Raw genomic sequence first — 14,243 nt, forward strand, 5'->3', positions numbered from 1 at the left:
GCCGCGAGCCCGCACCGCCAGCAAGAAGAACCGGCGTGATCTTTCGAGAGTGTTCCTTCACAATAAAACCTTTCCAATGCGGCCTGATAAAGGATCAGGATTATGCTACGTCCGCATCGAACTGGATGCTGTGCAGGCGTTTATAAAGGCCATCCGTTGCAAGCAGTTCACGCCGACTGCCTTCTTCTACGACCTGCCCATTATCCATAACGACGATCTTGTCGGCTCGATTGATTGTTGAAAGCCGGTGAGCAATGACAATAGACGTCTTGTTCAGGGTCAGGCGCTCAAGTGCATCCCTTACGAGGGCTTCGGATTCTGAATCCAGGGCGCTGGTCGCCTCGTCGAGGATCAAAATGTCGGCATCTCTCAGCATGGCGCGAGCGATCGCCACACGCTGTCTCTGGCCGCCGGATAGGCCTGAGCCATTTTCACCGAGCTTGCTGTCGTAGCCGTCAGGCATCTTCATGATGAAGTCATGCGCATTGGCAGCCTTGGCAGCAGCTATGATTTCTTCTTCCGTCGCGTCGTCACGGCCAACGGAAATATTGTGCTTTACGGTGCCCGAAAACAGGAAAGTTTCCTGACCGACATAAGATACATGCTCGCGCAGGCTCGCAAAGGAAGCATCACGCAAATCCATGCCGTCGATTTCAACGGAACCGTTTTGAGGATCGTAAAGGCGCATCATAAGATTGATAATGGTGGATTTTCCGCTGCCGGAAGGACCTACCAGTGCGGTCATTTTGCCGCCCTCAAAGAGCACACTGACATCCTTCAGAACCGGCTGGCCTGAAACATATTCGAAGCTGACGTTCTTCAGTTCCACATCGCCACTTGCCTTGGGGAGAGGCTGAGCGTCCTTTTTTTCGTCAAGCGTCAAAGGGGCGTCCAGAACCTCGAACATCATGCGGACCCCGATCATGCCGCTTTCGATCTGGATTCTCATACGCGCCAGACGTTTTGCCGGTTCGTAAGCAAGAAGCAGAGCGGTTATAAAGGCCATCAGATCGCCAGGAGAACCGCCTTTTTCCAGAACAGTATAACCGGAAACGGCAATGACGACGGCAATCGCGAGGCCGGACAGTGTTTCCATGATCGGGCTGGTCGCCGCTTCAAGCTTCGCAATACCATTGGCGCGATGCTCAACGTCAGACACCGCCTTGTTCATACGTTGACGCATAAGTTTCTCAAGCGAAAACGCTTTGATCACGCGGACGCCGATGCTGGTTTCCTGCACGACGTTGACGATTTCGCCAAGCGAAGCAAGTTCCGCTTCCATGATCTTGCGCACGCGACGCAGGACAAGACGGACGCTGAAGATTGCGATGGGTCCTATAATCATTGAAATCGCGCTCAGAAGAAAATTCTGGGCGAACATCACCACGATCAAGCCGATGAGCGAAAGCAGGTCACGTATAAACGACGTGACGATCGTATCGATAACGCTTCTGGCAGCCTGTGCATTGTAGGTTACTCGAATTAGCAATTCCGACGATGGCAGGTTCTGAAAGAACGATACGCCTTGCTTCAGCAGGCGATCATAAATTTTGCGTTGCTGCTCCGCGACAATGCTGTTGCCTGCTTTGCTCAGATAATAGCTCTGAACGAACGTGGCGAGGCCCTTGACGATGAATATTGCGGCGACAGCAAACGCAATCTGAAGAACGACATCAAAACCACGTTTCAGATAAACGCTGTTAACGATATCGCGCATGATCCAGGCGCTGAGAGATGTCGTTGCAGCGACGACAACCATTGCCGCGATTGCCATCGAGTACCAGCTAACGTGCTTTTTGAAGTTCTCTTTGAACAGTCGTACCAGCAGCTTCTTGTCGTTTTGCGACAAAAATGATCCGATCACAGCGATATTCCTAAATTGGTGCAGAAACTACATTTGGTGAGTGTTATCACGTTAGACGAACAAACCCAAACTAGCGGAGTGATGTTCTGTGTGTAACGCTCATATATGATCTGCTCAAGTTTCATGCTCAGAAAACTCAAAGCTTAACACTGGTCCCAAATGCCGAGGCACGTCTAATCCAAAATTGGTTTAGTGCACTTAAAGGGGTGATCGCTAAGTGTCAATCTCCCTCTGGTGAGGAAGCCACGAACCGCCGTTTTTGCCAGAAGCAGAATATGGGGGCAATTCCCGCTTTAGTTGTTAGGCGGAAATGTGTAGTTTTGCGCCACCGATAGGTTCTCAACATTGACAAATGCGCTGTGCAAAAACTATATGCCAAGCTCAATGGTGGGCTATCGACAACGGCGTGGCATATAAGCTCGTAAGTTTTTGCAATCTAATTGTTTTATGACGGAAGTGTCCGTCAGGCAGGACGGTAAATGCCCCAAGTCTTTTTTGATCTGTCGGAACTGTTCCTGAACTCGGGAGTGAAGTTTAAATATTACGGTATCGCGCGAACCGTAATGGAAGTCGCTTATGAACTGACTTTGGCTGATAAATCAGTAAGGTATGTAATCTATTCGCCGCTGCATCGTCGGTTTTTCGAGGTTTTTCCGCGGACAGGTGATGCATCGCCAACCGGTGTTCTGGATCCGAATGTTCCTTCAAGCGCGACGCCACTGCGCCTCAGACAAAATCTTTTTGATACGAATTTTTTGAAGTCTTTGTTCTACAAAGCGGTGCGCACGGTAGTTGAGCATCGCAATCGCAAACGTTGGGCAACTATTCCGGCTGGTGCAGTTCGAGAGGTTGATCTAGACGGGCAGATTCTGGTCTCGCTTGGGAGGCCTAAAATTATGTCAGATTACATCATGGCATTGAATGAACGGGGCGAAAAAGCCACCTTTATTCCGATGCTCCATGACATGATCCCGTTGCATAATTTCACCCACCGGAATCAATTTTCGTTTCCGAGGAATTTCATTTACGATAACAAAGTCGCCATAGGGGCCGCGGCGCTGATTTTGACGAATTCAGAATTCACGGCGCGGGAAGTAAAGCATTTTTCAAATATGGGAACATTGCCGCCCGTGCCGGACGTTGTGGCGATACCCCTTTGCAACGAGCTTCGGCCGACAGTTGAGCCAATCAACAAGAGGTCGCCTCAAGGCCGCTATCTTCTGGGTGTCGGTATTTATAATGGCCGTAAAAACCTGGAATGTGTTGTTGAAGCCATGCTTCTATTACAGGCTTCCGGCGTCGTGCCGCCTGCGTTGGTGTTGGCAGGTGCAAGGCGAAAAAGGGTTGAAAAATTTTTAAAACTAGAAAAATTCCGTCCGATCGTCGACAAGTTTCACTTTGTTCTTAATCCGAACCAGGCGGAATTACGTCTGCTTTACGAAAACGCCTACGGTCTCGTTTTACCGAGCAGGATGGAGGGGTGGGGTTTGCCGATCAGTGAAGCTCTGTGGTGCGGGACCCCGGCGTTTGCCGCGGATGTGCCGGCATTGAGAGAGGCCGGCGGGACGCTGGCACTTTATTTCGATCCGGAGAAACCAGACGAGTTGGCAGATTTGGTTCGTGTATTGTTATTGGAACCAGATAAGTATTCTGCGTTGAAAACGAAGATAGCCGAGTTCAAACCACAAATGCGAACATGGCAGGATGTCGCGTCAGATATACTCCGTGCGGTTCACGAATTGGATAACAACGAGAGAAAATCGGGGACCTAAGGCCGCAAACTGAAGCCCCGGTAGGTTCGATAATCCGCGCTACTTTTAAACGCGCTTATGCGGCCTGATCGACGTCCTCAACTCCACCAGCCGCTCCAGTGTCTCGAGGCTCCGCTCCGGAAGTGCCGCGGAGAGAGCTAATGCCATGGTTTCCATTGCAACCAGCGATGGGGCGTGCAGCGCCACACCTTCGTTTTTGGCACGCGGCAGGAAGAGGCAGGCATCGGCGTGTTTTTTGAGCACGCTGTCTTCCTGGCCGAGCAGCATGATGATGGGGATGTCGAGACGGCCGGCCTCGGTGATGGCGGTCTGGGCTTCGCGGTGGGCGCGGCCGTGCAGGAGCATGATGAGGACGTGGCCGTTTTCCAGCTCCAAAAGCTGTTCGGCGAGTGTGATGCCGGTGGCGTTGAGCGCATAGGAGCGGACGCCGGAGCGCTGGAACAGTCTTGCCGCATAGGTGGCGATGATGCCGGAGGCTCCAATGCCGAGAACGCCGATGCCGCGCGCTTCTGCCAGAAGACGTACAGCGGCGGCCATCGCCTCGCGGTTTTCCGTATTGGCGAGCATTTCCAGCGTATTTTTCTGATTTTCGAGAACGAAGTCGATTGCGGCGTCCGAATTGCCGGACATGGATTTTGTCGTGGCCGCCATTTTCTCGACGGGCGAATCCGTCACGCCGAGATAGGCCTCCAGCGTTTCTTTCAGATCGACCAGCCCCTGAAAACCGAGCGCTTGAATGGCGCGAATGACAGTCGCATCGGACGTGTTGGTCTCGTAACCGATCTCCAGCGCCGATTTGCCGAGGACGGCATGGCGATGGCCGTCAATATACTCGGCAACGGCGAGCAGGCCGGGAGACAGTCGTTCACGACGCTTGCGTAATTGATCGCCGAACCGGTCGGTGCGCCGAAGCCTTGATGTTTGCGTTTCGCCAGCCGCCATGGGTATTCCGTGAAGATGAGTTGCATACTCTTCTTCACGGATTAGCAGCGCGCCGAGCCCGGAGGCAAGCGCTTTTGTTTGCACCGGCTCTCTCCCTTATTTTGCCGCCGCCGGCCTTGTCGTCAAATGTGATTGGACGGCGGAGACCATGAGGCTGAGCGCGGCATAAGAGTTGGAAATCGCTTCTTCGCGCGGCAACAGAATGTAGCGGCCGTCGCGGCAGGCTTTGAGGAAATTGCAGAAGCCCGGCATCACGGTTTCCATCATGTCGATTTCCACCTGCGGTGATGCGCCGGTATCGGAGCGATAGGGATCGAAGATGATATCGGCGTCGAGTTCCGGCAGCCGCTCGGCGCTGATTTCAATACGATCGCCGTCTGGAATGTCGTCGATGATGGCGGGGAACCGGAAACCGGCATCGCGCAGCACCCGCCCGAGCGCGCGGTAGGTGTGATAGACACTGATCTTGCCGTTGAGCGGCTGGAACACTGAAACCGTGATGGCGTCGGTATCGATGGCGGCCTTCAGCGCTTCGATCTGCGCCCGGTAGCGCCTGTCGAGCACAGCAAGCCTAGCTTGCGTGCCCGTCAATTCGGCAAGTTCCCTGTAGATATGCGGCGCACCATCCTTCGTGTTGTCGATGGCGATAGTCGGGGCGATCTGTTCCAGTTTTGCGATGGGGGTTGGGCGGTCTGGCTCGGTGAGGATCAGGTCGGGCTTGAGCGCGACGATCGCTTCCAGATCGGCATTGATGGAGCCGATATAGGTGATGTTGCTATTGTCGAAATCCACACCTGTCAGGATGGCGCTGGAACGCAGATAGGGTTTGCCGTCCGCGCCCACGCGGCCGTGGCTGCCCACGGGCATCACGCCCAATTCGATCAGCGGTATGGTGAGGTCGATATCATGCAGCGTCACGATGCGTTTCGGTTTTACCGGGATGGAAACGATGCGGCCGAGATCGTCGGTAAAGCGCCGGCTGGTTTCTTCGGCTGGGGCCATGGCTGCGCCGAGGAGAAGGCCGGCGGCCGAAAGAAAAGCGAAAAGGGTTTTGCGCATGGAAGACCTATAGGCGATACCGGTGAAACCAGAGAAGGGCGAGAAGTGTGGGCGCGCCGATGGCGGAAAGAACGAGGCCGGTCGGCAGCTCCAGGGGTGAAAAGGCGGTGCGGGCGATGGTGTCGGCTGATGCCACCAGTATTGCGCCTGTCAGCCCCGCACCCGCGATCAGTCCGAGATATGAACCGCCCGGCAGCAGAAGCCGGGCGATATGCGGGCCGATCAGGCCGACGAAACCGATGCTGCCGGTGAAGGAAACACAGGATGCGGTGAGAATAACGGCAAGCACGATCTGCAGTGTAGAAAGTAAGCCTGTGTGAACGCCAAGCGTCGCTGCGGCATTGTCGCCGAGGGTCTGAACATCGGCAGTGCGGGCGGCCAATACAAGAAGGCCGATGGCGATAACGAGGATGACCGAGAGAACCCGGACGGCAGTCCAGCTTGCGCCTTGCAGGTTTCCCGCCATCCAGATCATCGCCGTCTGCAAATTACGAATATCCAGCGATGCCATAAGGATAAGCAGCAAAGCTGATAAAAACCATGAAAAGCCGATACCGGTCAGGACGAAACGCAGACGCGAGGTTGCGCCGGAAAGCGTCAGGACGATTGCGGCGCTTATCATGCCGCCCGCAATACCGGCGGTGGGGCGAAGCATCACCGGCAGGGCAGGTAGCATAAACAGGCAGCCCAGCACGGCAAGCGATGCGCCTTCCCGCACGCCGAGCAGGCCGGGATCGGCAAGACCGTTGCGGGTCGTGGCCTGCATGATGACGCCGGCAATGCCGAGCATGGCGCCGGCCACCATCGCGAGCGCCAGTCGCGACAGCCGGAAGTCGATAACCACCATGGCGTCGTTCATGACGGGATCGGTGTTGGTTGCGGTCAACAGCGACCAAAGGGCGGAGGTGGGGATGCGCTGGGTGCCGACGGTGAGCGACCATGCGGCGACAAGGGCAAGACAAAGGAAAAGCCCCAGCAGAACGGCGAGCCGCGAAGGCATGAGGCGAATGGAAAAGTGTGCCAGTCGGATGACCCGGTAACGGTTCATTTCAGCACCCTGCGCACTAGCCACAGAAAGACCGGCGCGCCGACAAGGCCGGTCATCGCGCCTGTGGGCAATTCCGTCGGCAGGAGGATCAGCCGGGCGGCAAGATCCGCCGCAATCAGCAGGGCCGAACCGCCGAGTGCCGCGAGAGGAATGGCAAGCAGAAGCCGCCTGGTTCGCAGACGTGCAATGAGCGGTGGCACCACAAGTCCGACAAAACCGATTGGACCGACGATGGCGATGGCCGCGCCGCAAAAGAGCGATATGGAGATGAGCGCCAGGGTGCGGGTTGCGCGCACGGATACACCAAGGGTTACGGCAACGGCGTCACCAAGGGCAAGCAGATCGAGCCGGGGCGCGACGGCGAGGGCCAGGATGAGGGCGATGCCGGAGGCGGGCAGGGCGGCGGCTATCGTGGCCATCGAAACGCCGGCTGTGTCACCCACCAGCCAGAAACGCATCTGCTGCAATGTTTCCTCGTTGAGAATGAGGATAGCGGAGGTCAGCGTTCCAGCAAGTGTGGAAATTGCAATGCCGCAAAAGACGAGTTTTGCCGGTGTCAGGCCCTGCCGTCCGGCGCAGGCGAGGAGAAGAACGAACGAAAAGCTCACGCCCGCTCCCGTGGAAGCCAGTAATGGCCGCAGCGTTGGCGTGGCGATCAGTCCGAGCGGCGGCACCGTTGCCGCAACGACCGCGAGGCTTGCGCCGGCATTCAGCCCCAGAATATGCGGTTCGCCCAGCGGGTTTCGCAGCAATGTCTGCAACAGAAGCCCGGCAACTCCAAGGCAGGCGCCGGCCTGCAGCGCCGCCAACAGGCGTGGAAGGCGAAGCTGCAGCAAGACCTGCTGGTCGAAATTGCGGACATCGTAGGAAAATATCAGCTCATGCAGGACATGGGGGGCAACGGCGCGCGGGCCGGTGGCAATATGGGCCAATGCCAGAAGCAGTATTGCCAGCAATAGAAAAAGCGTCGCCACAAGGGCGCGGCCATAGGCTGTCGTCTGCAGGGTCTCCGGGCTGTTGCTGGTCGTGTCTGCCATCATGCCGCGCCGCTCCGCCCGGGCAGGGGAAGAAACACCGGCCGCGCCGTGACAGGATGTGTGAGCTGGGCGACTGCCATGTCGAATACATCCGCAATGATGCCGGCATTGCAGAGCGTTGCCGTTTCCAGCCGGTGCCGCAGCCGGCCGTCTTTCAGAAAAATCAGATGATCGGCATATTGGAGGGCAAGATTGATATCATGCAGCACCGCGACGATCGTGCGGTTATGGTGCGTGACGAGACCGGCCAGCATGTCCAACACCTCAATCTGGTGGTGCAGATCCAGATAGGTGGTCGGTTCGTCAAGCAGAATGATATCCGTCTGCTGCGCCAGAGCCATGGCGATCCAGGCGCGCTGGCGCTGGCCGCCGGAGAGGCTGTCGACCGTTCTTTCCGCCAGTTCGGACATGCCGGTCACAGAAAGTGCCTGTTCCACCGCGTTGGCGTCGTCCTCGCTCCATTGTTTCAGAAAACCCTGATGGGGGTAACGACCGCGGGAGACGAGATCGAAAACTGAAAGCCCTTCTGGCGTGTGGTTCTGCTGCGCCAGCATACCGAGCCTTCTTGCCACATCCCGTGTCGGGTGGCGGAAGATATCGCGGCCGTCGAGAAGAACATGGCCGCGGCTCGGCCGGTGCAGGCGGGCGAGCGCGGAAAGGAGCGTGGATTTTCCCGAGCCGTTTGGGCCAAGCAGGACGGTGAAACGGTTCGGAGCTATATCAATGGACATATCGGCAAGCGCCGTCCGGTCGCCATAGGCAAGCTCTAGTGCCTGTGCAGCAAGCCTTTTGTCCGCGCTTATGAATTTGCTACTGAAACTCAAGATCGTCCCCGTTCGAATGAACCGCCACCAGAATTATTGATGACTGTAGTAGTCAAGTATATAGGCTGCGAAAAATCGGTTTTTATGCGCTGATTTGCGCAGGAAGCGGCTGGCGCACACCAGATTGGGAGCGAAGATGCGTAAATATGCGCCCTCGAACCCGTGAGTTTTAACTGTCGTCCGCCGAATTAAAGTTGACTACTACATTCATCAATTGAAAGAGCGGTGCATCGTCGCGATGACGATTTGGGACAGTCGGGGACAAGACAGGATGCATAACGGTTCGATGATCATTCGGGTTGGCTCGCGGGCGCTAGTGGCATTTCTTTTGGCCGGGGTCGCCCTGCATGCCTATGCGCAGGAGAGCGCGACACCGAAGAAAAATGCCGACGGAACGACCGTGCTCGAAACCATAACGGTCAATGCTGATGTCAAGAAAGGCGCGCGTGGCTACCAGCCGGTGACGACGGGCACGGCGACGCTTACCGAAACGCCGATCCTCGATATTCCGCAATCGGTCAATGTGGTGACGGCTGAGGTGCTGCGTGACCAGCAGGCGCGCTCCCTGGACGACGCGCTGGCCAATGTCAGCGGCGTCACCCAGGCGAATACGCTGGGGGCCACGCAGGATGCCGTCATCCGTCGTGGGTTCGGCGATAATCGCGACGGCTCCATCCTCGTCAACGGGCTGAAGACCGCACTGCCGCATTCTTTCAACGATACGGTCGAGAGAGTGGAAGTGCTAAAAGGTCCGGCCTCGACGCTTTATGGCATTCTCGATCCGGGCGGCATGGTGAATGTTGTGACGAAGAAGCCGGAAGACACGTTTACGGCGGAGGCCTATTCGCGCTTTTCCGCCTATGGCGCAGGCAAGTATGGCACATCAGGCGGTTTCGATGTGACCGGCCCGATTGCAGGTACGGATTTTTCCTATCGCCTGATCGGTGAGGGGGAAAACAGCGATTACTGGCGCAATTTCGGTGAGAAGAAGAACTGGCTGATCGCACCCTCGCTGAAATGGAGCGGCGAGGACACCGATATTACGGTTTCCTACATGCATGAGGACTATAGCGTGCCGTTCGATCGCGGCACGATCTTTGATCCGGCGACGGGCAAGCCGATCAATGTAAGCCGCCGCCTGCGCCTTGACGAAGCCTATAATATCACCGACGGCAAATCCGATCTGGCGAGCATCGCCATAGACCGCCAACTATCCGATGACTGGAAGCTGTCGCTGAATTATGCCTATAGTCGCAACGAATATTCGGACAATCAGGCCCGCGTGATGGGGTATAATTCCCGCACGGGGCAGGTAACGCGCCGGGCCGATGCCACGCAGTATTCCACCATCTATAACCATGCAGCCCGGGCGGATTTGACGGGCGAGGCCGAAATCGGCGGGCTGCGCAACGAGCTGCTGTTCGGCATGTCCTATGACTACAGCAATACCCTGCGCACTGACATGTTGCGCTGCGCGAATTCCACCAATTTCAACATCAACAACCCGGTCTACGGTCGGCTGCCGGCCTGCACCACGGTCAGGGCCGTTGACAGCGACCAGACGGAACAGCTTTCCACCGCCTCGATCTACATGCAGGACGCCCTGCATCTGGGTGATCAATGGATCGCGGTTGGTGGCTTGCGCTACCAATATTACGACATCTATGCCGGCAAGGGTCGTCCCTTTGTCGTCAATACCCAGAACAACGGCGGCGAACTCATTCCCAATGCCGGCCTTGTCTACAAGCTGACGCCGGATGCCTCGCTTTACGCCAATGTGGCCAAGACCTTCCGCCCGCAATCCTCGATCGGCGCCTATTATGGCGGGCTCGATCCGGAGGAAGGGATTTCCTACGAGGTGGGTGCCAAGTTCGACCTGTTTACCGGGCTGAATGCCAATATCGCTTTGTTCAACGCCCGCAAGCGCAATGTTGCCTATTCGGAAGACGTGGGCGGTGTTTCTACGGTGAAGGCCGCCGGTCTCGTCCGTTCGCGCGGCGTGGAGGTCGATATCGCCGGCAGCCTCACCAATGATCTCGATCTGATCGCAAGCTACGCCTATACGGATGCGCTGGTACTTGAGGACGCCACCTATGCCGGCAAGCGCCTGCCGAATGTGGCGCGCCATACCGGTTCGCTGTTCCTTGCCTATGATGTCGGCGAGATAGGACCGAACGGCAATACGTTGCGTATCGGCGGCGGTATCCGGGCCGTCGGCCAGCGCGCCGGCATCAATGACAATTCCTATTCGCTGCCAGGTTATGCGGTCTTCGACGCTTTTGCGACCTACACGCTGCAACTGGAAAAGCCGGTGACGCTGCAACTCAATCTGAAGAATATCTTCGACAAGACGTATTACACCTCGTCCATCGGCTCCACCAGCTATGCGAATGCCATCGGCGAACCTTTCAATGTCAGCCTGACGGCCAGTGTGAAGTTCTGACGGCAGCGCCGACATCAGTTGCCAAGAGCGGGGTGAACGCCCCGCTTTTTTATTTCCACATCGCCCGCATCCGCGCACCCACATCAATCCTGATCTGCTGCGCGCTGCGGTCGGAAGCGGCGGCCGATACGATCGGCCAGGTGGTGGTTTCGAAGAATTGCAGCAGGGTTGCCGGTATGAAGCGGGTTCTTGAGGCGTAGACATGCCGGTCGCCGTGCTGGCTCTGGCCGCCGGTGAAGAAGCGTTGCGGGGTGATCAGCGACAGGCCGTCCTTGGCGCGCGTCATCGCGACATAAAGGAGCCGGCGCTCCTCCTCCAGTTCCTGGGTGGTGCCGACGCCAAGATCGGATGGGATGCAGCCATCGATGACGTTGAGGATGAAGACGGAACGCCATTCCTGGCCCTTTGCCGAATGGATGGTCGACAGGGTCAGGTAATCCTCGTCAAGCAGCGGCACGCCCGCCTGATCACTGGTGGCGTCAGGCGGATCAAGTGTCAGCTCGGTCAAAAATCGTTCGCGGGATGGATAACCGCTGGCGATCTGCTCGAGCTGCAGCAGATCGGCCTTGCGGCTATCGGCATCTTCATGGATGCGTTCGAGATGGGGCTCGTACCATAGCTTTGCCTGCCCGATTTCGCCTGGCCAGCCGTTTTTGCCCCGCCGCAGCCCCACCAGCATTTGCGTGAAAGCCGACCAGTCATCGCCGGTTTTCGGCGGCGGCGGAATTTCGGCAAGGGCAAGCAGCGGCTCGGGATCTGCCGCGATCGTATCGAGAATGTTGCCGGCTTTCTTCGGTCCGATGCCGGGCAGCATCTGCAGCAGCCGGAAGCCGGCGACACGGTCGCGCGGGTTCTGCGCGAAACGGAGGACCGCCAGCATATCCTTCACATGGGCGCTGTCGAGGAATTTCAGGCCGCCGAATTTGACGAAGGGGATGTTGCGGCGGGTCAGTTCCACCTCGAGCGGGCCGCTGTGGCTGGAGGTGCGAAACAGCACGGCCTGCTGTTTCAGCGTCATGCCGGTCTCGCGATTGGCAAGGACCTGATCGATGATGAAATTCGCCTGTTCGGTTTCATCCTTCACCGTCACCAGCTTCGGGCGTTCGAGCGACTGCCGCTCCGTCCAGAGGTTTTTGGTAAACCGCTCACGCGCCAGATCGATGACGCCATTGGCGGCGGCAAGAATTGGCTGCGTTGAGCGATAGTTGCGATCAAGCGTGATGATATCCGCCGCCGGGCTGAATGAGGCCGGAAAATCGAGGATGTTGCGCACCGTCGCAGCGCGGAACGAATAGATCGACTGCGCATCGTCACCCACTACCGTCAACCCGTGGCCACCAGGTTTGAGCGCCATCAACACCGAGGCCTGCAGCCGGTTGGTATCCTGATATTCGTCGACCATCACATGGTCGAAATGGTTGCCAATATCGTCTGCCAGAATGGGGTCGCTCACCATCTGCGCCCAATAGAGCAGAAGATCGTCGTAATCGAGCACGTTCTGAACCTGCTTGGACTCGACATAGGCCGCGAATAGTTGCTTGAGTTCGCTCTCCCAGTTGGCGACCCACGGATAATGCTGGCGCAGGATTTCCTTCAGCGCCGTCTGTGAATTCACGGCACGCGAATAGATCGCAAGGCATGTTCCCTTGGTCGGAAAGCGGCTTTCGGTCTTGGAAAAGCCGAGTTCGTGCCGGGCGAGGTTCATTAGGTCGGCGCTGTCTTCACGGTCGTGGATGGTGAAATCGATATTGAGGCCGATCTGTTCGGCATAGATGCGCAACAGGCGGGCGCCGATGCCATGAAACGTGCCGGACCATGCCAGCGCATCGGTCAGAGCGCCTGAATTGCTGCCGAGAACATGTTTGCAGATACGCTCGACACGCCGCGACATTTCCGAGGCCGCACGTCTGGAAAACGTCATCAGCAGGATGCGGCGGGGATCGGCGCCGTTGACGATCAGATGCGCGACACGATGGGCGAGCGTATTGGTCTTGCCGGAACCGGCGCCGGCAATGATCAAGAGCGGTCCGGCCGTCTGTCCTTCTGTCAGCCCGACGCCGTGTTCCACGGCCTTGCGTTGCTGTTCGTTCAACTTGTCCAGATAGGCAACCGCCATGCCTGCAATCCTTGATATGTGGTTGTCCGTCCGTGGATAGCCGTTGAAATGGTCAGCCGTCGAGGCATCGGCTGGCCATTTCCACCGTTCCTGCAATGATTAGCAAAGACTCAAACACCAATCCAGAACAAATAATGAACGCCCCGACTTGATAATCCAAGCCGATATGCCGGCCCGGGTGGCGATGGGTCGAGAGAATCTGATTTTCCCATCACGATAAGAATAATAATGAGGAAAATCTCGTACTTAATTGAAATATATAATCATTTATTATCGTTTCGTTCGCGTTAGCTGTTTTGACTTGGAAAGGCTTGAACCAGGCCGGAGGCTTGCGAGTTCAATCATCGGCCTCGGGAAAGAGGTCTGCCTGTTGGGAGGACCAAATGAAAAATCTGAAATTCTGCCTGATCGCCGTAGCTGCTCTTGCCACCTCGACATTCGCCTCGGCCGAGCAGAAAGCCGTGAAATCCGATGTCGCAATCGCCTCTGACATCAATTACCTGCTCTATACCCCGAAGGACTATGCCGGTTCGGAAAAGACTTACCCTCTCGTTGTCTGGCTGCATGGCGGTGATCAGGGTGGCAGCGATGTCGAAAAGCTGCGGACAAGCGGTCTGCCGAAAATGATCGAAGAGGGGCGTGATTTTCCTTTTCTGGTGTTCTCGCCGCAAAACCCGAGTGAGGAGCTGCTCTACCCGATCGAGCGTGTCGCAGCCGCTCTTCAGTCGGTGGTGGCCGATCATCGGGTAGACCGTAGCCGCATCTACCTGATCGGCTATAGCCGGGGCGGATTTGGGGCGTGGTCAATGGCCGAACAGTTTCCGGAAGCCTTTGCTGCTGTCGTGCCGATCGCCGGCGGCGGTATCCGGCATTATCTCAACCGCACCAATGAAAAGACCGCCTTCTGGGCTTTTCATGGGGCAAATGACGAGGTGATACCGCTGTCGGATACCGTGGTTCTCGTTCAACGCCTTCAGGAGTTGAAACGCAATGTTCGGCTCACCGTGTTCGAGGATACGAACCACCAGGCGGTGGAGGGAAAAGTGCTGAAGGACGAGGCGATGTGGACCTGGCTTCTCGAACAGAAGCTCGGCGAGGTCAAAGCGCCGTCTTCTCCCTGAGTTTCACCGGACTGCTG

10 protein-coding genes are annotated in these 14,243 nt (G+C 57.0%); 3 read left to right on the forward strand and 7 right to left on the reverse strand.

The window, feature by feature from the left end; translation table 11 throughout:
- Positions 1 to 100: 100 nt before the first annotated feature.
- A complete protein-coding gene (locus DXT96_RS19205) occupies positions 101 to 1,864 on the reverse strand; it encodes an ABC transporter transmembrane domain-containing protein (RefSeq protein ID WP_207135679.1) in 1,764 nt (587 codons plus the stop codon).
- Positions 1,865 to 2,343: 479 nt separating this feature from the next.
- Between DXT96_RS19205 and DXT96_RS19210 the strand changes: the two genes are divergently transcribed.
- Complete coding sequence (locus tag DXT96_RS19210; RefSeq protein ID WP_153516011.1) at positions 2,344 to 3,636, forward strand: glycosyltransferase family 1 protein; 1,293 nt, start codon at positions 2,344 to 2,346, stop codon at positions 3,634 to 3,636.
- A gap of 45 nt (positions 3,637 to 3,681) precedes the next feature.
- On the opposite strand, the gene DXT96_RS19215 is transcribed toward DXT96_RS19210, so the two are convergent.
- From DXT96_RS19215 to DXT96_RS19235, 5 genes are all read right to left on the reverse strand, one after another.
- A complete protein-coding gene (locus DXT96_RS19215) occupies positions 3,682 to 4,578 on the reverse strand; it encodes a MurR/RpiR family transcriptional regulator (protein WP_153516169.1) in 897 nt (298 codons plus the stop codon).
- A gap of 96 nt (positions 4,579 to 4,674) precedes the next feature.
- A complete protein-coding gene (locus tag DXT96_RS19220) occupies positions 4,675 to 5,637 on the reverse strand; it encodes an ABC transporter substrate-binding protein (protein ID WP_153516012.1) in 963 nt (320 codons plus the stop codon).
- A 7-nt stretch (positions 5,638 to 5,644) separates the two neighbouring features.
- On the reverse strand, positions 5,645 to 6,685 hold the full coding sequence (locus DXT96_RS19225; RefSeq protein WP_153516013.1) for an iron ABC transporter permease: 1,041 nt from the start codon (positions 6,683 to 6,685) through the stop codon (positions 5,645 to 5,647).
- A complete protein-coding gene (locus tag DXT96_RS19230; protein WP_153516014.1) occupies positions 6,682 to 7,725 on the reverse strand; it encodes an iron ABC transporter permease in 1,044 nt (347 codons plus the stop codon). Before DXT96_RS19230 ends, DXT96_RS19225 begins: the two co-directional genes overlap by 4 nt.
- Positions 7,722 to 8,546: an ABC transporter ATP-binding protein gene (locus DXT96_RS19235; RefSeq protein WP_153516015.1), complete on the reverse strand. Its 825-nt coding sequence runs from the start codon at positions 8,544 to 8,546 to the stop codon at positions 7,722 to 7,724. The genes DXT96_RS19230 and DXT96_RS19235 overlap by 4 nt, the downstream gene beginning before the upstream one ends.
- Before the next feature lie 271 nt (positions 8,547 to 8,817).
- Between DXT96_RS19235 and DXT96_RS19240 the strand changes: the two genes are divergently transcribed.
- Positions 8,818 to 10,989, forward strand: coding sequence for a TonB-dependent siderophore receptor (locus DXT96_RS19240; RefSeq protein WP_153516016.1), 2,172 nt, complete (start codon positions 8,818 to 8,820; stop codon positions 10,987 to 10,989).
- Positions 10,990 to 11,038: 49 nt separating this feature from the next.
- Here DXT96_RS19240 and DXT96_RS19245 read toward each other — a convergent pair whose 3' ends face one another.
- Positions 11,039 to 13,105 carry an ATP-dependent helicase gene (locus tag DXT96_RS19245; protein WP_153516017.1) on the reverse strand — a complete coding sequence of 689 codons (2,067 nt, stop codon included), beginning with the start codon at positions 13,103 to 13,105 and terminating at the stop codon, positions 11,039 to 11,041.
- A 383-nt stretch (positions 13,106 to 13,488) separates the two neighbouring features.
- Between DXT96_RS19245 and DXT96_RS19250 the strand changes: the two genes are divergently transcribed.
- Positions 13,489 to 14,226 carry a prolyl oligopeptidase family serine peptidase gene (locus DXT96_RS19250; protein ID WP_153516018.1) on the forward strand — a complete coding sequence of 246 codons (738 nt, stop codon included), beginning with the start codon at positions 13,489 to 13,491 and terminating at the stop codon, positions 14,224 to 14,226.
- The last annotated feature ends 17 nt before the right edge of the window (positions 14,227 to 14,243 follow it).

Origin of the sequence: Agrobacterium sp. ICMP 6402 (assembly GCF_009498615.1) — a bacterium.
Classification (GTDB): Bacteria; Pseudomonadota; Alphaproteobacteria; order Rhizobiales; family Rhizobiaceae; genus Agrobacterium; species Agrobacterium burrii.